The sequence below is a fragment of the Aeromonas sp. s2 genome (genome assembly GCF_040907935.1).
Taxonomy (GTDB): domain Bacteria; phylum Pseudomonadota; class Gammaproteobacteria; order Enterobacterales; family Aeromonadaceae; genus Aeromonas; species Aeromonas dhakensis.
This window is the reverse complement of record NZ_JBFOCR010000014.1, coordinates 356393-380048: the sequence shown is the minus strand read 5'-3', so window position 1 is coordinate 380048 and position 23656 is coordinate 356393. Positions and strand designations below refer to the sequence as shown.

23 protein-coding genes and 1 riboswitch are annotated in these 23656 nt (G+C 60.4%); of the genes, 6 read left to right on the top strand and 17 right to left on the bottom strand.

All coding sequences use genetic code 11. The features are described from left to right. Positions 1–35 precede the first annotated feature (35 nt). The gene (locus tag AB5Y81_RS12515) at positions 36–905 is read right to left on the bottom strand and encodes a DUF2726 domain-containing protein (RefSeq protein ID WP_041203635.1); all 870 of its coding nucleotides are present in this window, start codon (positions 903–905) and stop codon (positions 36–38) included. Between the two features lie 210 nt (positions 906–1115). Between AB5Y81_RS12515 and AB5Y81_RS12510 the strand changes: the two genes are divergently transcribed. From AB5Y81_RS12510 to ppx, 3 genes are all read left to right on the top strand, one after another. Further along, entirely contained in the window at positions 1116–1628 is a 513-nt protein-coding gene (locus tag AB5Y81_RS12510) for a glycine cleavage system protein R (RefSeq protein ID WP_005302753.1), read from the top strand. A 75-nt stretch (positions 1629–1703) separates the two neighbouring features. Next, positions 1704–3773, top strand: coding sequence for a polyphosphate kinase 1 (gene ppk1 / locus AB5Y81_RS12505; protein WP_005302754.1), 2070 nt, complete (start codon positions 1704–1706; stop codon positions 3771–3773). Beyond that, on the top strand, positions 3763–5253 hold the full coding sequence (ppx, locus tag AB5Y81_RS12500; protein ID WP_279484119.1) for an exopolyphosphatase: 1491 nt from the start codon (positions 3763–3765) through the stop codon (positions 5251–5253). The genes ppk1 and ppx overlap by 11 nt, the downstream gene beginning before the upstream one ends. Positions 5254–5316: 63 nt before the next feature. On the opposite strand, the gene mgtE is transcribed toward ppx, so the two are convergent. From mgtE to AB5Y81_RS12430, 14 genes are all read right to left on the bottom strand, one after another. Then, the gene (mgtE, locus tag AB5Y81_RS12495; RefSeq protein WP_279485532.1) at positions 5317–6660 is read right to left on the bottom strand and encodes a magnesium transporter; all 1344 of its coding nucleotides are present in this window, start codon (positions 6658–6660) and stop codon (positions 5317–5319) included. 120 nt (positions 6661–6780) lie between these two features. After that, a riboswitch (M-box (ykoK) riboswitch) is annotated at positions 6781–6950 on the bottom strand. Between the two features lie 212 nt (positions 6951–7162). After that, positions 7163–8371, bottom strand: coding sequence for a flagellar hook-associated protein FlgL (flgL, locus tag AB5Y81_RS12490; RefSeq protein WP_017782329.1), 1209 nt, complete (start codon positions 8369–8371; stop codon positions 7163–7165). Positions 8372–8375: 4 nt separating this feature from the next. Then, positions 8376–10376 (bottom strand): flagellar basal body rod C-terminal domain-containing protein, encoded by a 2001-nt coding sequence (locus AB5Y81_RS12485; RefSeq protein ID WP_279484118.1) that lies wholly within the window; start codon positions 10374–10376, stop codon positions 8376–8378. A 3-nt stretch (positions 10377–10379) separates the two neighbouring features. Continuing rightward, entirely contained in the window at positions 10380–11471 is a 1092-nt protein-coding gene (flgJ, locus tag AB5Y81_RS12480; RefSeq protein ID WP_017782327.1) for a flagellar assembly peptidoglycan hydrolase FlgJ, read from the bottom strand. 47 nt (positions 11472–11518) lie between these two features. Then, positions 11519–12616 (bottom strand): flagellar basal body P-ring protein FlgI, encoded by a 1098-nt coding sequence (locus tag AB5Y81_RS12475; protein ID WP_010633466.1) that lies wholly within the window; start codon positions 12614–12616, stop codon positions 11519–11521. A gap of 8 nt (positions 12617–12624) precedes the next feature. Continuing rightward, entirely contained in the window at positions 12625–13296 is a 672-nt protein-coding gene (gene flgH / locus AB5Y81_RS12470) for a flagellar basal body L-ring protein FlgH (protein ID WP_005302761.1), read from the bottom strand. A gap of 14 nt (positions 13297–13310) precedes the next feature. Next, positions 13311–14099, bottom strand: a complete 789-nt coding sequence (gene flgG / locus AB5Y81_RS12465; protein ID WP_005302762.1) for a flagellar basal-body rod protein FlgG — start codon at positions 14097–14099, stop codon at positions 13311–13313. 14 nt (positions 14100–14113) lie between these two features. Then, the gene (gene flgF / locus AB5Y81_RS12460) at positions 14114–14860 is read right to left on the bottom strand and encodes a flagellar basal-body rod protein FlgF (RefSeq protein WP_005302763.1); all 747 of its coding nucleotides are present in this window, start codon (positions 14858–14860) and stop codon (positions 14114–14116) included. Between the two features lie 151 nt (positions 14861–15011). Beyond that, a complete protein-coding gene (gene flgE, locus AB5Y81_RS12455; RefSeq protein WP_279484117.1) occupies positions 15012–16346 on the bottom strand; it encodes a flagellar hook protein FlgE in 1335 nt (444 codons plus the stop codon). Positions 16347–16356: 10 nt separating this feature from the next. Beyond that, entirely contained in the window at positions 16357–17085 is a 729-nt protein-coding gene (locus AB5Y81_RS12450) for a flagellar hook assembly protein FlgD (RefSeq protein ID WP_005302765.1), read from the bottom strand. Positions 17086–17100: 15 nt separating this feature from the next. Next, positions 17101–17520, bottom strand: coding sequence for a flagellar basal body rod protein FlgC (gene flgC / locus AB5Y81_RS12445; protein ID WP_005302766.1), 420 nt, complete (start codon positions 17518–17520; stop codon positions 17101–17103). Further along, positions 17520–17918: a flagellar basal body rod protein FlgB gene (flgB, locus tag AB5Y81_RS12440; protein WP_005302767.1), complete on the bottom strand. Its 399-nt coding sequence runs from the start codon at positions 17916–17918 to the stop codon at positions 17520–17522. The genes flgC and flgB overlap by 1 nt, the downstream gene beginning before the upstream one ends. A gap of 63 nt (positions 17919–17981) precedes the next feature. Continuing rightward, positions 17982–18806: a protein-glutamate O-methyltransferase CheR gene (locus AB5Y81_RS12435; RefSeq protein WP_005302768.1), complete on the bottom strand. Its 825-nt coding sequence runs from the start codon at positions 18804–18806 to the stop codon at positions 17982–17984. A gap of 18 nt (positions 18807–18824) precedes the next feature. Continuing rightward, on the bottom strand, positions 18825–19736 hold the full coding sequence (locus tag AB5Y81_RS12430) for a chemotaxis protein CheV (protein WP_005302769.1): 912 nt from the start codon (positions 19734–19736) through the stop codon (positions 18825–18827). Positions 19737–19958: 222 nt separating this feature from the next. On the opposite strand from AB5Y81_RS12430, the gene flgA reads away from it, so the two are divergent. From flgA to AB5Y81_RS12415, 3 genes are all read left to right on the top strand, one after another. Next, the gene (gene flgA, locus AB5Y81_RS12425; RefSeq protein ID WP_010633464.1) at positions 19959–20564 is read left to right on the top strand and encodes a flagellar basal body P-ring formation chaperone FlgA; all 606 of its coding nucleotides are present in this window, start codon (positions 19959–19961) and stop codon (positions 20562–20564) included. An 88-nt stretch (positions 20565–20652) separates the two neighbouring features. Further along, positions 20653–20973: a flagellar biosynthesis anti-sigma factor FlgM gene (flgM, locus tag AB5Y81_RS12420; protein ID WP_017765627.1), complete on the top strand. Its 321-nt coding sequence runs from the start codon at positions 20653–20655 to the stop codon at positions 20971–20973. After that, entirely contained in the window at positions 20970–21386 is a 417-nt protein-coding gene (locus tag AB5Y81_RS12415) for a flagella synthesis protein FlgN (protein ID WP_010633463.1), read from the top strand. Before flgM ends, AB5Y81_RS12415 begins: the two co-directional genes overlap by 4 nt. A gap of 57 nt (positions 21387–21443) precedes the next feature. On the opposite strand, the gene yfcE is transcribed toward AB5Y81_RS12415, so the two are convergent. Beyond that, a complete protein-coding gene (yfcE, locus tag AB5Y81_RS12410) occupies positions 21444–21986 on the bottom strand; it encodes a phosphodiesterase (RefSeq protein ID WP_017765628.1) in 543 nt (180 codons plus the stop codon). 10 nt (positions 21987–21996) lie between these two features. Further along, a complete protein-coding gene (locus AB5Y81_RS12405) occupies positions 21997–23634 on the bottom strand; it encodes a peptide ABC transporter substrate-binding protein (protein ID WP_026139196.1) in 1638 nt (545 codons plus the stop codon). Positions 23635–23656: the final 22 nt, after the last annotated feature.

The following is a 23656-nucleotide window of genomic DNA, read 5'->3' as shown; positions in this document are numbered from 1 at the left end:
TGCGGCCCGTAGCGGGCCGCAAGCAGGCAGGATGGTCAATGGCGGGCGTGAGTGTGGGGCGCGGCGTAACGGCACTCGGGGAAGCGGCTGCAGGCCAGGAACAGGCGGCCGGCATGGGGTCCCTTCTTGGCTTCCCGCTCCACCAACGGCGCATCGCAACGGGGGCAGTGCGGCACTTGATGGGGAGCCTCGTCTTCGTCCTCTTCCACCTCGGCAAACAGATTGTCCACCAGCTCGGCGTCGGCCGCCGGCAGCGGCGCACTGCGTGGCGATACGATGGCCTTGATGGGGGCCACAGCCGGGGCTCGGCCACCATGGTGGGGCTCTTCCACCTCGACCCTGTCCAGCTGCAGAGGGCTGAAGGTGGGTTCGCGGCGCTCGCCCGGCAGCAGATCCTCTTGCGGCAGATCCGTGCTGCGGTTCAGCAGCGGCAGGATCTGTTCGCGCAGCTCCTCGACCTGATAGTGGCTGCTAGCCGGGATCTGCAGCAGCGGCAGACCGGCACTGTCAAAGGCGGCCTTGAGGAAGCTATCCCGCGCCTTGCGCTTCTGATGGCGGTGGGAGCTGTCATCGAGCTCGATGGCGCAGATGAAGGAGAGATCCGAGGGGTGGCAGAGCAGATAGTCCACGTGCTTGGCGCTGATCTTGTTGAAAGCCTGCTGCCACTTGCTCTTGCCCATCCCCGCCTCCGGCGTCAGCACATCGGCCACCCGCACCTTGGCAAAGACCCGAGCCTGGTCGCCCACCGCCAGATCCAGCACACCGAGGAAGGAGCGCTCCGCCGGGCTGAACAGGGTCTCCTGCAGCTCATAGGGCAGCGCCTTGCCCTTCTTGCCCCTGCTCCAGAAGATCGCCAGCAGAAGCAGCACCAACAACACCAATCCCGATACGACAAGGCTATTCATACGCGCACATCCCGCTCACCAGAGCCAGCTAGTTTCACAATACAAAACAGGGGCATCACTCTACCACGCAGCTGCGGGCGCAGGCAGTGCAGAAATGGCGTCAGCCCCCTCTTCGCCGCGCTTTTTCGCCATTTTTGCTGCCGGCGGGGCTTCATATGGCCTGTGACAGCAGGCACAATGCTGGAGAAACCCAATTCCAAGGAGAGCAGGATGCAAAAGCAATTGGTCGTGACCGTGATCGGCGCAGACAAGCCCGGTATCGTCGAGAGTCTGGCGGACGTCATCAGCCACCAGCAGGGCAACTGGCTGGCCAGCTCCATGAGCGAGCTGGCGGGACAGTTTGCCGGCATCCTGCACGTGAGCGTGCCTGACGAGCACTACCGCAGCCTGTGCGAGGCGCTGGCGATGCTGCCCGGCCTCACCGTCAGCTTCGCCGAAGGCCAGCTCAGCCAGGAGCCGGAGCGGCAGGTGATGGTCAGCGTCACCGGCAACGACCGGGCCGGCATCGTCCACGAGGTGGCCAGCATCTTGCGCCAGCTCAACGTCAACGTGGCCGACCTCACCACCGGCTGCGAGCCCGCCCCCCACTCCGGAGCCCCGCTCTTCTACGCCCACGCCCTGGTGGCACTGCCGCCCCGGCTCGAACTGGGGGATCTCATCAGTGCGCTGGAGTCCCTCTCCGACGATCTGGTGGTCGACATCGACCAGGCCTTCATCGACTGAGCGGATGGTCATCAATCTGTCATATTTCCACGCCATAACTGCCGCGCAGACGCGACCTGACCACAGAGGCATCACATGAGCACCGACAAGCAGTATGAAGAGAAGGAGCTGAGTTGGCTCTCATTCAATGAACGGGTGTTGCAAGAGGCGATGGACAAGACGGTCCCGCTCATCGAGCGGGTCCGTTTTCTGGGGATCTTCTCCTCCAACCAGGACGAGTTCTTCAAGGTACGGGTGTCGGACGTCAAGCGCCGCATCCTGATCAACGAGGTGCACGGCGGCGACGACGAGGCCAAGGTATTGCTGCGGGCCATCCAGCAGAAGGTGATGGCGCTCGGCGAGGCGTTCGACAACACCTACAAGGAGCTGCTGATCGCGCTGGCCCGCCACAACATCTTCCTGGTCAACGAGAACCAGCTCTCCGAATCCATCCAGCAGTGGCTGCGGGTTTTCTTCAAGGAGAAGGTGCTGCGCCACATCATCCCGATCCTGCTCAACAAGGAGGTCAACCCGGTCAAGTTTCTGAAAGACGAGTACACCTATCTGGCCATCGAGATGAAGAAGAACGGCCAGGTGATCCAGTACGCCCTGGTGGAGGTGCCGACCGACGATCTGCCCCGCTTCTTCCAGCTGCCGCCAGAAGGGACCCGCCGCAAGAAGCAGATTATCATCCTGGACAACGTCATCCGCTTCTGTCTGGACGAGATCTTCAAGGGCTTCTTCGATTACGACGAGATTGCCGCCTACGCGGTCAAGCTGACCCGGGATGCCGAGTATGACCTCTCCGACCAGCTGGACTTGAGCCTGGTGGACAAGATGAGTGATGGCTTGAAACAGCGCCTCACCGCCATGCCGGTGCGCTTCGTCTACGAGCGGGAGATGCCGGCAGCCATGATAAGCTTCTTGAAGCTCAAGCTGCAGATCAGCTCCTACGACGCCATCATGCCGGGCGGGCGCTATCACAACTTCAAGGATTTCATCGGCTTCCCCAACGTGGGCCGGGACTATCTGGAGAACCCCAAGCTGCCGGCCCTCGATTGCCGCGACTTCGACGGTTTCGTCAACGCCTTCGACGCCATCACCAAGCAGGACATACTGCTCTACTACCCGTACCACAAGTTCCACCACTTCACCGAGCTGGTGCGCCAGGCGGCGTTCGATCCGGCGGTGAGCGCCATTCGCATCAACATCTACCGGGTGGCCAAGAAGTCGCGCATCATCCACTCCCTCATCGACGCCGCCAACAACGGCAAGAAGGTGACAGTGGTGGTGGAGTTGCGCGCCCGCTTCGACGAGGCGGCCAACATCGACTGGGCCAATATCCTGACCAATGCGGGGGTCAAGGTGGTGTTCGGGGTGCCGAGCCTCAAGATCCACTCCAAGCTCTGCCTCATCACCCGCCACGAACATGGCGAGGCGGTGCGCTATGCCCACATCGGCACCGGCAACTTCAACGAGAAGACCGCCAAGATCTACACCGACTTCTCCCTGCTGACCCGCCACCCGGACATCACCGCCGAGGTGGAGAGCGTGTTTGAATACATCGAGTACCCCTATCGGCGCTACAAGTTCAACCACCTGCTGGTCTCCCCCATCAACAGCCGGCGCCAGCTCTATCGGCTCATCGACAACGAGCTCACCAACGCCAAGGCGGGGCAGCCAAGCGGCATCACCCTCAAGATCAACAACCTGGTGGACAGAGACCTCATCAACCGGCTCTATGCCGCCGGCCAGGCCGGGGTGCCCATCCAGATGATCATCCGCGGCATGTGCGCCCTGCGCCCGGGGGTGCCGGGTCTTAGCGACAACATCCGGGTCATCAGCATCATCGACCGCTTCCTCGAACATCCGCGGGTGATGGTGTTCCACAACCGGGGCAACCCCCAGCTCTATATCTCCAGCGCCGACTGGATGAGCCGCAACATTGACGGGCGCATCGAGGTGGGCACCCCCATCTACGACGAGCGCCTCAAGCAGCGCATCCTGGATATTCTCGAGCTACAACTGAGTGACACCTGCAAGGCGCGGGTCATCGATGCCGACCAGAAGAACGAATACGTGAAGCGGGGCAACCGCCGCAAAATTCGCTCCCAGGTCGCGATTTACGACTACCTCAAACGCATAGAGTCAAACAATGGACAATAGCCTGTACGCCGCCGTCGATCTCGGCTCGAACAGCTTTCACATGGTGATCGCCCATCTCAGCGAGGGGCGCTTTCGCATCGTCGATCGCATCAAGGAGCGGGTGCGGCTGGCCGAAGGGATGGATGCCCACAAGCGGATGAGCCCGGAGGCGATGGCTCGCGGCCTCGCCTGCCTGTCGATCTTTGCCGAGCGGCTCACCAACATCAATCCGGATCAGATCCGCATCGCCGGTACCTACACGTTGCGCCGCGCCAGCAATGCCCGCGAGTTTGTGAGCGAGGCGGCCAAGGTGCTCAACCACCCTATCGAGATCATCAGCGGTCAGGAGGAGGCGCGCCTCATCTATCAGGGGGTCGCCCATACCCAGCACATCGAGGGACAGGTGCTGGTGGTGGACATCGGCGGCGGCAGCACCGAGCTCATCATCGGCGAGGGGTTTGAACACAAGGCGCTCACCAGCCGCAAGATGGGCTGCGTCAGCTTCACCCAGAGCTTCTTTGCCAACGGCAAGCTCGGCGAAAAAGCCTTCAACGGCGCCGTGCTGGAGGCCCAGCATCAGCTCGCCCCCATCATCAACCAGTACCGCAAGCTGGGCTGGCAGAGCTGCCTCGGCAGTTCGGGCTCGATCCGCACCGTGCGCGATGTGCTGCAGGGTGAGGGCTGGACCGACGGCAACATCACGCTTGCCGGGCTGGAGCAGCTCAAACGGGAGATGCTGGCCCACAAGCGGGTCGGCGATCTCAAGCTGGCCGGCCTCACCGAAGAGCGCCAGGAGGTGTTTGCCGCCGCGGTCGCCATCCTGATCGGGCTCTTCACCTCCCTGCCCATCGAACGGATGGAGTACTCCGACGGCGCCCTGCGCGAAGGCTTGCTGTATGAATTCGAGGAGCGGCTGCAGCACCACGACATTCGCGAGCGCACCGCCCAGGCCCTCGGCACCCACTACCGGCTGGACCGAAAGCAGGCCGCCCGGGTGGAGCAGAGCGTGCTGACCCTGTTTGATGCCCTGCAGGTGCCATGGCAGCTGCCGGTAGAGCCCTATCGCGCCATCCTCGGCTGGGCGGCGCGGCTGCACGAGATTGGCCTTGCCATCAACTACAGCGGCATCCACCGCCACTCCGCCTATATCCTGCAGCACACCGACCTGCCCGGCTTCAACCAGGACGATCAGGCCCTGCTGGCGGCCCTGGTGCGCTTCCAGCGCAAGGGGCTCAAGCTCGCCGAGCTACCCGCCCTGCCCAACCACGACGAGCAGACGGTGCTGCGCTGCATCCGCATCCTGCGCCTCGCAGTGGCAGCCCACCACAGGCGTCAGGACAACCTGCTACCCGAGTGGAAAGTCGCGGCGCAAGGCGATCAGCTGGTGGTGACCCTGCCACTCGACTGGTGCGAGGAGAACAAATTGCTGATGCAGAACTTGGAAAAAGAGCACCGCTATTGCCAGGAGCAGGGCTGGCCACTGCTGTTCCAGCTCGGCTGAGCGCGGGCGACGGATGCAAAAAAGGCAGCCCATGGGCTGCCTTTTGCGTTTTCGGATTGCGACTTACTGCAGCTCGGGCAGCAGCAGCTTGGCAATCTCGAAGTAGATGATGAGACCGGTGCCGTCCACCAGGGTGGCGATGAAGGGGGCGGACACCACGGCCGGGTCGATGCGAAAACGACGCAGCACCATGGGGATCACAGAGGCGACGGTGGCACTCCACAGCACGATGGCGATGATGGTCAGGGTGACAACCATGCCGATCTGGGGACCGACCCCTAAGCTCCAGGCCCGCACCCAGGCCGCCAGCGCGATGGCGGCCGAGATGAGCAGACCGGTGGAGATCTCTTTTTTTAGCACGGTGCCGAGGTTGCGCAGGCTCACCTCCCCTACCGCCATGGCACGGACGATCGTGGTGGTGATCTGGGTGCCGCTGTTGCCGCCGGTGCCGATCAGGAGTGGGATGAAGAAGGCCAGCGCGATGGCGGCTTCCAGCTGCTCTTCAAACGCCCGCAGCACGGTACCTGTATAGGCTTCGGCCACGAACAGGATCAGCAGCCAGCCCACCCGCTTGCGCCACAGTTGCCAGGGGGTCGCCTGCAGATAGGGAGTATCGAGCGGCGAGGAGCCCCCCTGCATCTCCGCATCCTCGGTGGATTCGAGCTCCAGGATGTCGGCGGCATCGTCGACGTGGAAGATGCCCACCAGCTTGCCCTGATCCTCCACCGGCAGGGTCGAGAGGTCACGATCGATCAGCAGGCGGGCGGCCAGCTCCTGATCCGCCCGGGCGTTGATGCGCACCACCTCCCGGTCCATCAGCTCGCTCACCGGCAGTTGCGGGTCGGCAATCAGCAGGGATTTGAGCGAGATGCTGCCGAGCAGGCGTTTGTCGTTGTTGACCACATAGAGGTTCTGGAACAGCTGGGCGTTGTCCCAGGCATCGTGGATCAGCTGCTTGGCACTGCCCACCGTCTCCTGATCGCCGATGGCCAGGAATTCGTGGCGCATGTTGGCGCCCACCGATTCGGTCGGCCAATCGAGCAGGGAGTAGAAGGTGGACTGGACCTGCTCCGGGAAGCGGGCAAGCAGCATGGTGCGATCACTGCTCCCCAGCCGGCGCAGAATGGCCAGCATGTCGCGCCGGGGCATGGCCCCCTGCAACAGGCTGACGATGCTGGCATGCAGCCGCATCAGCAGCCGGCCGGCACAGTCCGCCGACAGCGAGCTGAGCAATGCAGCCCCCTCGTTGATGGGCAGGGTATCGAAGATGCAGTTGAGCTCTTCCGGACGCAGGGTCAGCAGTTGATCGGCGCGCTGCACCGGGTCCAGGTTGTGCTCCAGCCAGCCCTGCAGGGCGGCCAGATCGAGCAGTTGGTGACGATTGAGTAGTGTCTGTGTTTTCTTCATCACAAATGACCTCATGTGATTTCAGGCAAGCCTGAGCGCGAACGGTGATCCGTCGCCGTCTGAAAGAAAACAGCAATTTGATTGACGAGTAATAGGCAGGAAATGACGCCGTTCGGCGTGTCATCATCCCCACGTACCAGCTTTAGCACTGCATAACGTATCCGGCATGCCGGAAGCCACTTGGGTTTACACCTTAATCCGATGAAAACTGTCCTGATCTTGGGCGTCTCTGGACGTCGTGAGATCAGTGGCCTGTGTTTATACAGGAGCCTCGCCTAACGAGATGCTGCAAATAACCGCACAACCCTCTGTTGTGCGGGCAGCATGATTATCGAACGCTCAATAGGAGTCAACCCGGGGCAAGGGGCTAAATGGCCCATGGCAACAGCTTGTTACAATTGGTTGGCAAGGGGAGTTGAATGAGGATAAAAAAGCGGAAGAAAGGGACTTTAACGACAACCATTGCTTGCGGCCAGCCGGGGCCGCAAGCGATGAAAAAAGCTCAGCGGATGTAGTCGAACAGGGTCAACTTACTGATCTTGCTAAAGGAGAGCTGGGTGGCGCTCAGGGCCGCATCCTCTTTCGACAGGGTGGCGATCACCTCATAGAGATCCGCTTCGGAGACCTTGGCCCTCGCCTGCTGGTTGAGGGTACTCAAGCCTTCGTTCGAACCCATCACCTGCTCCAGCCCGTTCATGCGCCCGCCGATCTCCCCCAGCCCCTGATCCACGTTCAGACGGGCATTCTTCATGTGGGCGGTGGCATCCGCCACCTTCAGCTGGAAGGTATCCGGCGTGATGTTGGGATCCCGCAGCGCCGTGATGAAATCGGACATGCCATCCAGGATGTTGTTGTTCTGGGGCGGATCCAGCACGAAGTTCTGCGCCGCGCCCCCCGCCGGCAGCGACAGAGTCAGCTCCAGCCCGTTGAAGGGGATCTTGTTGCCCGCCACATAGTCGCCGCTTTGCAGCAGGGTACCGCCGCCATCCCGGATCTCGTAGGTATCCGGCGTGCCGGCGATGGTGTTCACCGTGTACTGGTTGCTGGCGAGCGAAGGATCGTAATTGTTGCGGTAAAAACTGTCGAAGTGGCCCTGATCGGCCACCCCGACCTGAATATTGGCGCTCCCCGCGCTGCTGGTACGACGGGTCGGCACGATTTCGAACAGGTTGAAGCCCGAATCGTTGGCGGCAATCTGCACCGTCGGTGACACCTGGATCTTGCGCTGACCGGTATCCCCCTGAAAGATGTAGTTGCCGCTGGCATCCTGAATGAAGGGCTGGGTCTTGCTCTGATTGCCGCCGAAGATATATTCGCCCTGGGAGTTCTTGCTGTTCATCAGGTCGAACATCTGCTTTTGCAGCCCCTCCAGCTCGCTGGCGATGGCCTGGCGATCCTCGTACCCCACCGCCGAGTCGTTCGCCTTCTGGATCAGGGTCTGGGCGCTGGTCATGGCGGTGTTGAGGGCGGTCAGCACCGTCTCCTCGTGGCCCAGGCTGTTTTCCAGCAGGCTGCCGTTGACCCCGTACTGCTTGAAGAGATCGATCTCCTTGGTCAGCGCCAGCTTCTGGCTCATGCCGGAAGGATCCTCCCCCGCCGACTTGAACTTCTCCCCCGTCATCAGCTGCTCATAGGCCGTGCTCAGCCGCTCGTTGGCACTGTTCAGCGAGGAGATGTTGCGGTCATAGACCATGTTGGTGGTGATACGCATCGGGTTACCTCACTGATGACAGCAGGGTGTCGAAGATGGTCTTGGCGGTGCTGACGATCTGGGCGGAGGCGGCATAGGACTGCTGATAGCGGATCAGGTTGGCCGCCTCCTCCTCCAGACTGACGCCGGAGACACTCTCGAAAATCGCCCTGCTCTGGGTCAATTTCGTTTCATCGGCCTTGAGCTGGCTCTTGGCCTGGCTGGTGGTGTTGCCCACCCCGGTCACCAGGCTGGAGTAGGCCTCGTTGAAGGTCATCTTGTCGTTGCTGGTGCCGGCGTTGCTGCTCTTGCGCACCAGATCCTTGTTCTGCAATTCGGCCAGCGCCAGGCCGTTGGCGTTGTCGGCAAAACCGTCGGTGTTGTAGCTCAGGGTGAAGCTGTCATTGGCCTCCACCTTGCCGGTGATGCTGAACTCATAACCCGGGGTCTGGGTCGGAGTGGCATACACCTTGGGGCCACCAAGCGGATTCTCGAGGGCCGCCATCAGGTTCTGCCCCTTGCTGGAGGCGGGGGCAACCCCGATCAGGGTGGTACCGTCCGCGGCATAGACCTGGTAGTTGCCGCTGCCATCTATCTTCACCACCTGAGGTGAGGCCGGATCCAGGCTGTTGGTGCCAAAGCCGGAACCGGCGCCGGTATTGGTGATGCCAGTGAGCTTGATCTCGCCCGAACCGAAGTTGTTTTTGCCTTTATCCGCCTTGAGCGGCGATGCCAACGCCAGATCTTCGGCCCGGGTCACCAGCTGGTCCAGCCCGGCAGCCGCCCGCTTGGTGGGTTGCAGCAGGATCCTGTCCCCCGCCGCCGGCGTGCCGGAGAGATCGAACTGGATGCCGTGCCCCGCCACCTGCACGGTGGCGGGTGGCGTGGTGCCGGTGGCCAGCGAGGTGCGGTTGCCATCCTTGTCCACCGAGAACACCTCGTAGCCGGTGGCACTGCTGAACTGCACCTCGTAGTCGAAGGTGGTCACTTCCGTCCCCTTGCCGGGCACGAAGCTCACCTTGGCGGTAGCGTTGCCGGTATTCTGGCTGTAGGGCAGGCCATCACTCGTGCCGAGAGAGAAGAGATCCCCCCCCAGCTCGTTGTCCAGATCCATCCCCAACCGGTTTTGCTGGTTCATGGCATCCGCCATGGCGGCCGCCAGCTGACCCAGCTCGCGCTTGGCCGGCTCCAGATCGTTGCGGGCGGAGAAGAGCCCCCCTATCCCGCCGCCGATGTCCTTGTCATTGAGGGCGACCTTGTTGGGGTCCATGACCAGCTGCAACTCGGACTCACGGGCATCGGGATTGCCCGGCACCACGCTGAGCTGGGCAACGCTGCCGTTGAGCACCAGGGAGTGACCGGTGCTCATGTTGACCAGCATGCTGCCGTTGTCCTGCGGCACGGTGCGGATCTCCATCTTCTCGGAGAGCTGGCGAATGGCCTCGTCCCGCTGATCGAACAGCATCAGGTTCTCTTCCGGCGTGCCCTGGGTGCGAATGATGGCCTGGTTCAGATCGTTGATGCTGTTGATCAGGCTGTTCACCCGCTTGGCTTCGTCACCGATGGTGGTGTTGATGGTGTCGGTCTGCTTGTCCAGCTGGGCCGACAGGGTATGAAAGCGGTTCACCATGCCGCTCAGCCCGCTCAAGGTGGTCTTGCGGCCCGAGATGTCGGCGGGTGCTTCGTTGGCGGTATGGAACCCTTCGAAATAGGAGCTGATGGCGGCACCGACGCTGTTGCTGGTGTCCCCCAGCAGGGTATCGGTGTTGGCAAGCTGCTGATAACGGGTGGAAGAGGCATAGAAGGCCGAGGTATCGCGTCTGACCTCCCCCTGGGCATAGGCGTTGATGACCCGCTCAGTCAGCATGTCCCCGGTGCCGAGTCCGTTGGCATTGGTATAGATCAGGGTACGTTCACGCACATAGCCCTGGCTATTGACGTTGACGATGTTGTTACTGGTGGTCTGCAGCAGCCGCTGCTGGGCCATCACACCCGAGGTACCAATTCCAAGCAGATCGCTTGCCATGACTTACAGCTCCATTTCTGTCGTGTTGGTCGCGGAGTAGCCGGCAATGGCATCACTGCGCAATACCTGTTTCAGTTTCCTGGCATAATGCGGGTCGGTGGCGTATCCGGCCTGTTGCAAGGCTTCGAAATAGCGATCCGGACTGTCCACCTTGGCCAGTGCCCCCTTGTAGCGGGAGCCCGATGTCAGGAAATCGACATAGTCGTTGAAGCTCTCTTCGAACGACTCGTAAGAGCGAAACGCGGCCTTCTGGCGCGATGCCACTCCTTTTTCGTATTCCAGGGTGCTGACCACCGTCTTGGGCCCTTCCCAGCGCGGGTCGGCCTTGATGCCGAACAGGTTGTGGGTCACCTGCCCCTCCCCGTTCTTGATCACCCGTTTGCCCCAGCCGCTTTCCAGTGCGGCCTGCGCCACCAGCACCGCCGGGCTCAACCCCAGCTTGGCGGCCGCCTTCTTGGCCAGCGGCATCAGTCGATCGACAAACTCTTCAGGGGAGTCGAACACCTGCGCGGTATCATCCAGCGCCTTGTGACTGCGCATGCCGTGTGCCTCTGCCGCCGGCCCCATGGGCGGTACGGTTCGGTGGGTACGGTGCAGCGCTGTCTGAGGCTGGGTATCCCCTTGCATCTCTTTCTCAGCAAAATCTTTGCCAACTTTTGAGGCAGAGATGAGATCGTTGGCGGTGGAGGTGGGCGGCTGATAGGGTTTGTAGACCCGCTCGGTACGCTGGGGCATCTTGAGCACCCGCCCGTCATGATGGGTGAAGGTCTCCGGCGAGAGCTGCTTGGCCACCATGGCGGCCAAGCCTATCCCCCCCTTGCTCGACATGTCGGCGACCCGCTGCTCATCCAGCATCCCTTCGTAGAACTGGGTGTAGCTGCTGTTGAAGGGGCTGTCCTGGGTCAGCACCTGGTTGGCCTGGCGCATGCTCTGGAACAGGGTCTGGGTGAAAATGGACTCGAACTGGCGGGAGGCGGCCATCAGCGCATCCGCTTTCCCCTCCTTGCTCTGGCTCAACTGGCGCAGGCGATCCAGGTTCTGGATATCCTGTACCATGCCCAGATTCACGCCGCCGTTGTTATCTAACTCTGCCATTTTGCTTACCTCATTGCCGCCCGTGGCAACCCCTTGCCGCTTGTTGATTACAGTATGACCAGCTGGCCTTCGATGGCGCCAGCCTGCTGCAGCGCCTCCAGGATCGCCATCAGGTCGCCGGGTGCCACCCCGACCTGGTTCACCGCCCGCACCAGATCATCCAGGGTCGCCCCGGTATCCAGCTTGAACATGCGCCCCTGCTCCTGCTGCACATTGATGGTGGAGTTGTTGGTCACCGCCGTCTGGCCGCCCGAGAGCGGATTGGGCTGGGAGACCTGCTGGTTCTCGGCGATGGTGACCGTCAAGCCGCCATGGCTGATGGCCGCTGGCTTGAGCCGCACCTGGCTGCCGATGACGATGGTGCCGGTACGGGAGTTGACGATGATCTTGGCCGCCTCGGTGGCCGGGTCCACCTCCAGGTTCTCGATGGTGGCGAGATAGGAGACCCGCTGGCCCGGATCCCGCGGCGCATAGACCTTGACCGAGGTGGCATCGAGCGCCTGCGCGGTGTTGGGGCCGACCAGATCGTTGACCACGTCGGCCAGCCGGCGCGCCGTGGTGAAGTCGGGACGGTTCAGGTTGAAGGTGATGGTATCCCCCTGACTGAAGGAGTTCGGGACCTCCCGCTCCACGGTGGCCCCGTTGGCGATGCGGCCGACGGTGGGCGTATTGACCACCACCTTGGAGCCGTCAGCCCCCTCGGCCCCCAGCCCGCCAACCACCAGGCTGCCCTGCGCCACAGCATAGACCCGGCCATCCAGCCCCTTGAGGAAGCTTTGCAGCAGAGTGCCGCCACGCAGGCTCTTGGCCTCACCGATGGCCGATACGGTCACATCTATGGTCTGCCCCGGTTTGGAAAAAGGGGGCAGATCGGCATGGATGGCCACCGGCGCCACGTCCTTGATCTTGGGCTTGATGTTGTCCGGCACCTTGATGCCGAAGTTGTTCAGCATGGTGCGAAAGGTCTGCTCGGTGAAGGCGTTGCTCTTCTCACCCGTACCGGGCAGACCCACCACCAGGCCGTAGCCGATCAGCTGGTTGCTGCGCACCCCTTCCACCGAGCTGATGTCCTTGATCCGGGAGGCATGAGCCATCCCCAGGGGCAACAGGCAGCAAAACAGGGCAACAAGACGGAGCGACTTCATAACACCTCCTAGAGCGGCCACCAGGGACCATTGAAAAAGCTGGTGAGCCACCCCTGTTCCTGGCTGTTGGCCAGATCGCCGGTACCACCGTAATGGATGCGGGCATTGGCCACCTTCTGGGAGGAGACGCTGTTGTCCGTGGTCACATCCTCGGGGCGGATCATGCCGGTGATCCGGATATATTCATTGCCGTTGTTGAGCATGATCCACTTCTCGCCGCGCACCAGCAGGTTGCCGTTGGGCAGTACCTTGGCCACGCTGACGGAGATGTTGCCCTGCAGGCTGTTGCTCTGATCCGCCTTGGCCTGTCCCTTGAAAGCGCCATTCTGGCCAAGGGAGGCAGACAGATCATAGGGGCCGGCCGTTACCGGCACGCCACCCAGCATCGCCGTGTTCATCGTCAGCTTGTTGTCCTTGCCGCTCTGGGTATTGGCCTTCTTGGAGGCAGAGGTGGACTCGGCCAGCTCGATGGTGATGATGTCACCCACCTTGTGGGCCTTGATGTCCGAGTAGATGCCGTTGACCTGATCGGGCTGGAAAATCGCCCCGGTCGGTCTGACCGAGACCGGCTCCGACTCCCCGTAGACGGGGGCAAACTCGGGATCATCGGGCTTGGGGGTATTGGGGGTGCTGCTGCAGCCCCCCAACACCATCAGTCCCAGCATCCATATGGCTTTCATGGTGCGCCTCCTACTTATGTGCGCTGGATCAGGAAGGACATCATGCCGTCCACCGCCGAGAGAACCTTGGAGTTCATCTCGTACACCCGCTGGGCCTGGATCAGGTTGACCAGCTCTTCGGTCACGTTGACGTTGGAGGTCTCCAGCATGCCCTGCTTGATCACCCCAAGCCCGTCCGTGCCGGCCACCCCCTGAATGGGGGCACCGCTGGACTGGGTCTCGACAAACATGTTCTCCCCCATCGGCTGCAAGCCGGAGGCATTGACGAAGTCGCTGGTATTGATCTGGCCGATGACCTGGGAGGCGCCATCCCCCTTGAGCTGCACCGAGACCTGCCCATCTTCCCCTATGGTGACGCTCTGGGCGTTCTCGGGGATCTGGATCTCCGGCTGCAACGGATAGCCGTTGCCCGGCGTGACTATGGTCCCTTCATCGTTGAGGGTGAACTGGCCGTTGCGGGTATAGGCGGCGCTGCCGTCCGGCAGCTGGATTTCGAAATAGCCGCGGCCACTTATCATCAGATCCAGCGAGTTGTCGGTGGTCTGCACGTTGCCCTGACTGTGGTTCTTCTGAGTGGCCACCACCTTGGCACCCGCCCCCAGCATCAGGCCGGAGGGGAGCTCGGTGTCGGCCGACGAACGACCGCCCGGCTGATTGATGTTTTGATAGAGCAGATCCTCGAAGATGGCCCGGGATTTTTTGTAACCCACGGTGCTGGCGTTCGCCAGGTTGTTCGAGGTAACCGAGATATTGGTCTGCTGTGCATCCAACCCGGTCTTGCTGATCCAGAGTGCAGGGTTCATGTAAAACTCCTTGGTTAGCTGATACGCAGCAGCTGGGTTTGGGCCTCGTCATTCTCTTCCGCGGTCTTCATGATTTTGACCTGGGTTTCGAACTGACGTTGCAAGCGAATAAGGTTGGTCATTTCATCGACCACGTTGACGTTGCTCCCCTCGAGGGAACCGGCGATGAGGCCCACATTGGCCGACGCAGCTTCATTCTGGCCATCCTTGCGACGGAACAGGCCATCCTGCCCCTTCTCCACCGCATCGGCTGCCGGGTTGACCAGTTTGATGCGCTGGTACTCCTCCGGCAGGTTGGGGGCGGCCCCCTCCGGCCGGCCGCTGATGGTGCCGTCCCGGTTGATTTCGATCTTCTCCATCGGCAGCGGCAGCACGATGGGCTGACCGCCGTCGTCCACCACGTTCAGGCCGGTGGAGGTCTGCAGATTGCCGGTGGCGCTGAGCTGCAGGTTGCCCATGCGGGTATAGGCTTCACCGCCCTTGGGATCCTGCACTGCAATCCAGCCCGGACCGTCGACGGCAACGTCAAGATCCCGACCCGTGGTCATCAGCATGCCGTGCTGCAGGTTCTGTCCCGGCCGCTCCGCCATGGCGAACACCCGGGTGGGCAGTCCTTCGCCAAACGCCTGCATGCTGCGTGCCTGCTCGAAGTCAGACTTGAAGCCGGTGGTGTTGGCGTTGGCCAGGTTGTTGCTTCGAACAGCCAGGCTGTTCATGCTCTCCTTGGCCCCGGACATGGCGATGTATAGCAGGTGATCCATGGGATCCTCCGTCAAACTGATGACTCTGACAGAGGAACTGCAATTTGAATGCCAATCCCCATCAAGCTTGTCAGTTACCGCCGCAATCACCCGCAACAACAGGCAATAAAAAGGGGCGCCGAAGCGCCCCTTGTCGTGCATGCAACCAGACTTAACGGATCTGCAGTATGGTCTGCTGCAGGGAGCTGTTCACTTCCAGCGAACGGGAGTTGGCCTGGAAGTTGCGCTGCGCCGTGATGAGGTTGACCAGCTGGGAGGTCAAATCCACGTTGGACTGCTCCAGCGCAGAGGACTTGATGCTGCCCAGGGTGCCCGAATTGGGGGTGCCTGGCAACGCATCGCCTGAGAGCAGAGACTGGCGCCAGGAGGTATCGCCAACCTGGGTCAATCCTTGCGAGTTGGCGAACTTGGCAAGTGCCACCATGGCAACCTTCAACGTGGTCGCATTGCTGTAGGTCGCTGACACAATACCATCCGGCGTGATCTCCACCTTGGTCAGATTACCGACTGTGGCGCCATCCTGAGTCAGCTTGGTGACGTTGAAAGGCGAGCTGTATTGCGTCACGTCGCCGAGACGGATCTCCAGTGTCTGGGTGGGGTCGGCACCGTTGGTGATAATCCCGGCCGCAGTACCAAGCTCGACGGTTTTGATCGGATCTGCCGGAACGGTCAGCGCTGTATCCAGTTTGCCACCGGAGGTAAACGTCATCTGGACGCCGGTGGGGACACCTGCGGCCGGGCTGGGTGAACCACCAGCGATGTCGATGGGCTTGTCCCCCTCATACATGTACATGCTCCAGGTACCCGGGGTCAGCGGCGTTCCCGGGGCAGCCGGATCCTCGTGGCGGACAAAATACTTGGTGATCACGTGGGGGGCACCCAGCGAATCATAAATCGTCACGGAAGTTGAGTGTGCAAAGGTGGCGGAGTTGGTGTGATCAAACGCAGCCGGTGACGTCGGTTTGGTTTTCGACTCGATACTCAGGTTGAAACTGGCTTCCACCAGCTCGGTCATTTTGGGCTCGCCCGCCCGATCCGGAATTTGAATCGGCTTGGTGGCGTTGATGCTGACCGCCTTGGGTGTTCCATCTGTATTGATTTCATAACCTTGCAGATAGTTGCCCTGATTGTTGACCATATAGCTGTTTTCATTCAGCTTGAAGGCCCCAGCCCGGGTAAAGGTACGATCCAGGTTGGTCAGACCGTCCGACGTCACGAAGAAGCCGTTGCCCTGGATGGACAAATCAAGGGCGTTGTTGGTGAATTGCAGCGCCCCCTGATGGAACTGCTGCGCCACCGCCCCCGTTGCCACACCGTTGCCGACCTGGGTCTTGGCATTGACGAAGATGGAGTTGGCGTAGACGTCCGCAAACTCGGCACGAGACTCTTTAAAGCCCGTGGTATTGACGTTGGCAATGTTGTTGGCGGTAACGTTCAGATCTTTTTGTGCCGCGTTGACACCGCTCAAGGCATTGTTAAATGACATATCCAGCTCCTTAGATCGATGCTGTTGGCGTGGTGGTTGATGGTGTTTTCACCGTACCTGCAATCTGCAAGATACTGTTCAAGCTTGTTGTACCGAGGCCTTTCAAATTGAGCTGGGTCGGATTGCTTGCCGAACCCAGGATCACGCTGTCGACCTTGCCGTAGGCAAAGATCGGCACACTCTCCGACTTACCGTCCACGGTACCGTTTGCCTTGAGGGTGTATTTGCCCTCTTTGGCCGGGTTTCCGTTCTTGTCCTTGCCATCCCATACAATCTCGACGTTGCCCTTCTGGTCACCTTCCAGCGGAAACTCCTTGATGACCTGTCCGCTCTCGTCTTCGATGGTGATCTTGACGTTCGAATACTTGTTTTCTGTGCCCACTGCGACCACACCCGGCAAAGAACCATCTTTTTCCAGGTAGCCGACGTTGCTCTGCAGCAAGACGTTTTGCCCCACCAGTGCCGACGCCTGCAGCGCCTGGCTGGAGGTCATCAAGGTATTGAGGCTGCCAATCTGGTTCGACAGGCTGCTGATCCCCTGAGACGTCGACATGGACGTCATCTGGGAAAGCATCTGGGCGTTGTCCACCGGTTTGAACGGATCCTGATAGGAGAGCTGCATGGTCAGCAGCTTCAGGAACGACTCCTGATCCAGCTCCTTCTTCGGAGTGGTGGTCGTGCCCGTGGTCTGGGTGGAGGTATAGCCAATACCGTTCACACCACTGGTTGTATCTGCCATTTATGCGTCCCCCTGTCAGGACTTGCCGAGGTTGAGCGTCTGCTGCAGCATCTTCTTGGCAGAATCGGCCACCTGCACGTTGGTTTGATAGCTGCGCGAGGCGTTGATCATGTCCGCCATCTCTTCCACCATGTTGACGTTTGGCTTGAAGATGAAGCCATCCTTGTCTGCCATGGGGTGGTTGGGGTTGTACTCCTTGAGCAGAGGGGCATCGCTCTCGACAATGCCCTTCACTTCAACCCCGGCCGACGCCTGTTTGTCCGACATGGCCTGATCCAGCTGGGCGGCAAAGATTGGCCGCCTGGCATGGTAAGTTTTTTCCACGCTGGAGCTCACGCTGTCGGCGTTGGCCATGTTGCTGGCTACCGTGTTGAGTCGAACAGACTGTGCACTCATGGCCGAGCCTGCAATGTCAAAGACCTTGAACAAACTCATCACTGTTCTCCTTTCAAGGCCTTCAGCAGGCCACTGATCTTGCTGTTCATAAATTCAAGGGAGGTCTGGTATTCAAGGCTATTGCGCAAGAACTCGCTGCGCTCCTGCTGCACGTCCACCGTGTTGCCATCACCGGTATCCGGCTGCAGGGGATTGCGATACTGCGTCACGCCGGGCGCATCCATCTGCAGGGCAAAGTGCTTCTCGCTGGTCGTGGCAAGGCCAAAGCCCTGATGTTGCTGGGCCTCTTCCAATGCTTGCGAGAAGTTGATGTCTCTGGCCTTGAAGCCAGGAGTATCCGCGTTGGCAATGTTGCTGGACAACACCTCGGCACGCTTGGAGCGAACGCTCAGCGTGTATTGATGAATACCAAATGCCTTGTCGAATGAAATTGCCATAGCACACCTCCTGCTTGAGAAATTATTAGCAAGAGGTGTGCCAAAGAGGGATTTAAGCGGGGATCATTTAACCTTGTAGACGATGCCGGGGTTGCAGCGAATCATCTCGAACCTGTCGGTCAAACCGGCCAGCGACTCGGAAGCCCCCAACATCAGGTAGCCGCCGGGATTGAGGCTGGCTGCAAACTGGTTGAGGATCTTGGACTTCACTTCCGGGGCAAAGTAGATGAGTACGTTGCGACAGAAGATGATGTCAAACTTGCCAAGCAGGCTGTAGCTCTCCAGCAGGTTCAAGGGCCGGAAGGTGGTCAATTTTCTGACACGCTCCACCACCCGCATCTTGTTGTCACCATGGGGTTCGAAGAACAGCTTCTTGCGCTCGGGCGACAGACCACGGGCCAGTGCCAGGCTGTCGTATACCCCCTCCTTGCACTGATTGAGCATGGTGGTCGAGATGTCCGTCCCCACGATCTGGACGCCGCCTGGCAAGGTGCCGGGCTTCTTCATCTGCTGTTCCAGCGCCGTCATGGCGATGGAATAGGGCTCCTGTCCGGAGGAAGAGGCCGCAGACCAGATCTTGATGGGCCGACCGCTCTTGCCCAGTTCGGGAAAGATCTTGTCGGTCAGTAGCTGGAAGGGATAGGTATCGCGAAACCACAGGGTTTCGTTGGTGGTCATGGCATCAACCACTGCCATTTTCAGGTCACGCTCACGCACACTCATCGCTCGAGTAACCAGATCAGACAGACTCTCAATACCAAACTGAGTCATCAAGGGTGAAAGCCGACTCTTGACCAGATACTGTTTGTTGTCACCCAGCACGATTCCGCTCTGTACCGCCAGAAAATTGCTGAATTGTTTGTATAAGTCGTCCGAAAGTGTCTTCATGCAGTTTGTTCTTCTTGATTAGAGTGCGCCTTGTACGGCCTTGGCCAATTCATCCGGCTGGAATTTGGCAATGAAATTGTTCGCACCAACTTTCTGCACCATGGCCTGATTGAACACCCCACTGAGGGATGTGTGCAGAATAACATGTAAGTCCTTGAGATTGGGATTGTTGCGGATCTCTGCCGTGAAAGTATATCCATCCATCTCCGGCATCTCGATGTCCGAGATCACCAGGGCGATCTGATCCTTGATGGGACCGTTTTTGGACATCTCCAGCAACATGTTGAGCGCTTCGCGTCCATCCTTGGCCAGCACGCACTGTACCCCGATGGCCTCGAGGGCGCGCTGCACCTGCTTGCGGGCCACAGAAGAGTCATCGGCCACCAGCACCGGACGTCCCAGGGTCGGGTGTTCTACGCTGGCCTCTACCAGCTCCTGGCTCACTTCGGTCGACACCGGCGAAATCTCGTTGAGGATGCGCTCCACGTCCAGGATCTCTACCAGCTCCCCATCCACCTCGGTGACGGCCGTCATGTAGTTGATGCGCCCAGCCCCTTTCGGCGGTGGCAGGATGGATTCCCAGTTCATGTTGATGATGCGCTCCACCGAGTGCACCAGAAAGCCCTGAATGGAGCGGTTGTATTCAGAGATGATGATGAAACACTTGGTCAGATCTTCGATAGGACGCTTGCCCATCGCCATGCTCAGATCGATGACGGAGATCGTCTGGCCACGAATGTGGGCCACCCCGCGAATGCAGGAGTTTAGCTTGGGCATGACGGTCAAGGGAGGACACTGCAACACTTCACGAACCTTGAATACGTTGATGCCAAATCTTTGACGTCCGTTGAGACGAAACAACAACAATTCCAGCCGGTTTTGTCCCACCAGCTGGGTACGTTGGTTGACCGAGTCCAGGATACTGGCCATAAACACTCCCTAAAAACGCTTGGCATTAATCATGCATGCGTGTTGGCTTGCGTCAGACTGTCGATGTCACTACGAACGAATTCTGAAGCAAGCATAGTTAAATATGGTGATATACGTGAACAACTTATCGGCCTGCGAGCGAAAATGATTAGTAGACTTTTCCTCACCTTACTGCTGTTTTGCGGCATTTCTCACGCCACGGCATCCGAGGTGACCAGTTACTTGCAAGAAAAGGCGCAGGAATTTGTGCTCGGCCAGCTCGATGTCCCCCTCGACGCCCAGGCACAGGTGCAGGCCGCTTCCATCGATGAACGTCTTCCCCTGAGCCGCTGCGAAGAGCATCTGTCCATCACCCTGCCCGCCAAGATGGAGATCCGCCGCAATACCACCGTCTATCTCAAGTGTGAGGAGGAGAAACCCTGGGATCTCTACCTGCCGGTGCGCATCAGCATACAGAAGCCGTATGTGACCGTCTCCACGCCGGTGGCCAAGGGCGACATCCTCAGCGAGAGCGTGCTGACACAGGCCTACCAGGATCAGACCCTGATCCGCGGCGACTATCTCAGCGATACCACGGCCCTCATCGGCGTTCGCAGCAAGCGGGAGCTCAAGCCGGGCCAGCCCATCCGGCTCAGCCAGGTCTGCGTCGTCTGCAAGGGTGACCAGGTGACCCTCAGCGCAGAAAATAGCAGCATGCAAATCAAAACCATGGCCCGAGCCTTGCAAGATGGCAGCTTCGGAGACATGATCAGGCTCGTCAATATCCGGTCAGGCAAAACGGTGCAGGGAAAAGTCAACGCAGTTGGCTCCGTGGTGGTCACCTTCTGAGTATTTTCGGATCACTTTTTTCTAAAGTTATGACGGCAGCCACCGATAAACAGGTAAGCGAACAGCAAAGCAGGCGAAGGTAAACACTATGGCTATTAACAATATCAACAACTTGGCGAACAATCGGTTGCAAAATACCGGTAGCAGCCAGGGTGCCAGCACCAAACCAGCGACCTCGTCCTCCGACAACCGTGCGGCGGCCGTCAAGACCGACTCCGTCTCTCTGACCAGCGAGGCGCAGCAATTGCAACAGATGCAGAAGAACCTCAACTCAGCCTCCACCGGCAATGAAAGCCGGGTCGAGAGCCTGAAGAAAGCCGTGGCCAATGGTGAATATCGGGTCGACAGCGAAGCTGTGGCCAAGAAGATGTTCAGTTTTGAATCCAGCCTCGACAAGTTGCTGGGATGATGGATTTACCTTCGCTGCTGCACACCCAAGACGACTACCTCTCCCAGATGCAGGGCTTGCTGGAGGAGGAGTTCAACCTGCTCAAGCAGCACCAGGCGCTGGCGCTGCCCGAGCTGGCTGAGCGTAAACAGAAGCTGCTTGCCGATATTGAAGAGCTGGACAAGGCCATGGCCCTGCTGCCCGACCTGAAACAGCAACTGAATGCCTATCCCGAGCAGATGCGCGTACTGCGCGAGAAACTAGATGCCTGCCAGGAACAGAACGATCTGAACGGGCGCCTGCTCGAACTCAGCATCGTCTCCAACCGCCGGCTGGCCAGCTACCTGAGCAAGCTGAGGGATCGCAACTCCCTGACCTATGACGCCAAGGGCAATACCCGCTCCGGTACCCGCTCCATCGGCATCAAGGCCTGACCTCCCCCGTTACGACAGCAGGCTGCCCCGCAGCACAACCATCCTCCCTTCTCTTTTTTACAGCGCCAGCTGTAACAGCACTTCGCTGTCCGCACAGGCGTGAATGCCAAGCACTCCATCCTCGTAGCGGCCATAACTTGCCGCCAGGTTGCCGCGTGGAAAACAGATGGATCCCGGGTTCATCAACACCAGCTCCCCTTCCCGCTGCAGCACGGGCAGATGGGTGTGGCCGCTGATGAACAGGCTGCCGGCGGGCAGCGGCACCGCAGCAGGCTGATAGAGATGGCCATGACTGACGAACCAGCGCCGGCCATCCACCAGCAGCTGGTTGTAAGGGGCGGTGATGGGAAAATCCAGCAGCATCTGATCCACTTCCGAATCACAGTTGCCACGCACCGCCATGATGCGGGAGGCCAGCCCGTTGAGCCGCTCGGCCACGGCCGCGGGAGCATAGCCAGGCGGTACCGGATTGCGTGGGCCGTGATTGAGCAGATCGCCGAGCAGCAGATAGTGATCCGGCTGCCAGGGAGCGAGCTGGTCGAGTACCTGCTCCAGCGCGCTCAGGCTGCCGTGCAGGTCGGAAAGAATGGCTATTTTCATGGCAAGCTCCTTACTGCTGACTGAAGTAGAGATCCTTGGTGGCGATCGCCCCCTTCAGGTTCTGCACCGGCAGGCCGCGCAGGGTGGGATCCACCAGTCGCATCTGGTTGTAGTGATAGACGGGGATGGCCGGTATCTCGTCCATCAGCAACTGCTCTGCCTGGTGGTAGATCCCGCTCCTGGCATTGCCATCCAGGGTATCGGCCGCCTGTTGCAGCAGGCCGTCGAAGGCCGGGTTGCAGTAACCGCTCTCGTTCTGGGGATCCTGGCAGCGGAAGCTGTTGAGCATGGCAGAGGGCTCCACGTAATCCCCGAACAGGAAGGATCGGGCCAGCATGAAATCGCCGCTGTCTTTCGCCACCTGATAGGCATTCCACTCCATATTGTTGAGCGTCACTTCGACCCCCAGCGGCTTCCACATGGCTGCGACGGCCAGCGCCAGCTTCTTGTGATTCTCAGAAGTGTTGTAGGTGAGCGTCAGCTTGAGAGGATGTTGACTGTCATAGCCCGCCTGGGCCAGCAGCGCCGCAGCCCTGGCCAGCCGGGTCGGCTGATCCTGCAGGGCCAGGGGGGAGCTCAGCGCCTCGTAGCCCGGCATGCCGGGCAGCAACGACCAGGCGGGTTGCTCGCCCTGCCCGCTGACCTTCTCGGTCAACAGATGACGATCGATGGTCATGGCCAGTGCCTGGCGCACCCGCACGTCCTGCAGCTCGGGACGGCGCAGGTTGAAGGTGTAGAGGTAGGTGCCCAGCAGCGGCAGGCCCCAGATCCGCTCGGGGGTTGCCTCCCTGGTTTTCTGGTAATACTCCAGCGCCACCTTGTTGGTGAGCTGGATCTCCCCCGCCTCGTAGCGCAGCCGTTCGGCATGCTGGGAGGCGAGCGGCAGATAGGTCACCCGCTGGATCCGGGTGTGGGCATCATCCCAGTACTGCACGTTGCGCTCCGCCTCGATGCGCTCGTTCGGTACCCAGTTCACCAGCTTGTAGGCGCCGTTGCTGACCAGCTTGCCGGGCTGGGTCCACTGCTTGCCGAACTGGCTGATGGCTTTCTCGTTGACCGGCACGAAGGGGCGCTGGCTTATCAGTTGCAGGAAGTAGGGAACCGGCCGCTCCAGCGTCACTTTCAGGATCTGCTCGCTCTCGGCTTCCACCCCCAGGGTGTTGAGATCGAGCGCGCCGGCGTAGATGGACTGGGCATTGTTGATGCCGGTTGCCAGCAGCAGGCCGGCAGAGGGGGAAGCCTGGGCGGGATCCAGCAGACGGCGCCAGGCATAGACGAAGTCGGCGGCGGTGAGCGGCTCGCCGTTGGACCACTTGAGCTGCGGGCGCAGGAAGAAACGCCAGACCAGCCCGTCTGCACTGGTCTCCCAGCGCTGGGCCTGGGCCGGCACGATCCGCCCCTGGCCATCCTCGCTCACCAACCCTTCAAACAGGTCCACCAGCACCACTTCACCGGGGAAGCCGGAGCGGATCTGGGCCGGGTCGAGGGATTCGGGCTCGGCGCCATTGCCCTTGACCAGGGTCTGGCGATCCGACAACGCGGGATCCTGGGATACCGTGGTCGCCTGCAGCGACGGGGTCAGCAGCAGCCCCAGCAGCAAGGGGGAGAGCCAGCGTGGTGCCGGCCGGCGTACTAAGCGGTAAACCATGACATAAACCTCGTTCAATACA

Coding starts and splice junctions, on each gene's coding strand:
- AB5Y81_RS12515 (WP_041203635.1), bottom strand. CDS start 905: ATGAATAGCCTTGTCGTATCGGGATTGGTGTTGTTGGTGCTGCTTCTG.
- AB5Y81_RS12510 (WP_005302753.1), top strand. CDS start 1,116: ATGCAAAAGCAATTGGTCGTGACCGTGATCGGCGCAGACAAGCCCGGT.
- ppk1 (WP_005302754.1), top strand. CDS start 1,704: ATGAGCACCGACAAGCAGTATGAAGAGAAGGAGCTGAGTTGGCTCTCA.
- ppx (WP_279484119.1), top strand. CDS start 3,763: ATGGACAATAGCCTGTACGCCGCCGTCGATCTCGGCTCGAACAGCTTT.
- mgtE (WP_279485532.1), bottom strand. CDS start 6,660: ATGAAGAAAACACAGACACTACTCAATCGTCACCAACTGCTCGATCTG.
- flgL (WP_017782329.1), bottom strand. CDS start 8,371: ATGCGTATCACCACCAACATGGTCTATGACCGCAACATCTCCTCGCTG.
- AB5Y81_RS12485 (WP_279484118.1), bottom strand. CDS start 10,376: ATGGCAAGCGATCTGCTTGGAATTGGTACCTCGGGTGTGATGGCCCAG.
- flgJ (WP_017782327.1), bottom strand. CDS start 11,471: ATGGCAGAGTTAGATAACAACGGCGGCGTGAATCTGGGCATGGTACAG.
- AB5Y81_RS12475 (WP_010633466.1), bottom strand. CDS start 12,616: ATGAAGTCGCTCCGTCTTGTTGCCCTGTTTTGCTGCCTGTTGCCCCTG.
- flgH (WP_005302761.1), bottom strand. CDS start 13,296: ATGAAAGCCATATGGATGCTGGGACTGATGGTGTTGGGGGGCTGCAGC.
- flgG (WP_005302762.1), bottom strand. CDS start 14,099: ATGAACCCTGCACTCTGGATCAGCAAGACCGGGTTGGATGCACAGCAG.
- flgF (WP_005302763.1), bottom strand. CDS start 14,860: ATGGATCACCTGCTATACATCGCCATGTCCGGGGCCAAGGAGAGCATG.
- flgE (WP_279484117.1), bottom strand. CDS start 16,346: ATGTCATTTAACAATGCCTTGAGCGGTGTCAACGCGGCACAAAAAGAT.
- AB5Y81_RS12450 (WP_005302765.1), bottom strand. CDS start 17,085: ATGGCAGATACAACCAGTGGTGTGAACGGTATTGGCTATACCTCCACC.
- flgC (WP_005302766.1), bottom strand. CDS start 17,520: ATGAGTTTGTTCAAGGTCTTTGACATTGCAGGCTCGGCCATGAGTGCA.
- flgB (WP_005302767.1), bottom strand. CDS start 17,918: ATGGCAATTTCATTCGACAAGGCATTTGGTATTCATCAATACACGCTG.
- AB5Y81_RS12435 (WP_005302768.1), bottom strand. CDS start 18,806: ATGAAGACACTTTCGGACGACTTATACAAACAATTCAGCAATTTTCTG.
- AB5Y81_RS12430 (WP_005302769.1), bottom strand. CDS start 19,736: ATGGCCAGTATCCTGGACTCGGTCAACCAACGTACCCAGCTGGTGGGA.
- flgM (WP_017765627.1), top strand. CDS start 20,653: ATGGCTATTAACAATATCAACAACTTGGCGAACAATCGGTTGCAAAAT.
- AB5Y81_RS12415 (WP_010633463.1), top strand. CDS start 20,970: ATGATGGATTTACCTTCGCTGCTGCACACCCAAGACGACTACCTCTCC.
- yfcE (WP_017765628.1), bottom strand. CDS start 21,986: ATGAAAATAGCCATTCTTTCCGACCTGCACGGCAGCCTGAGCGCGCTG.
- AB5Y81_RS12405 (WP_026139196.1), bottom strand. CDS start 23,634: ATGGTTTACCGCTTAGTACGCCGGCCGGCACCACGCTGGCTCTCCCCC.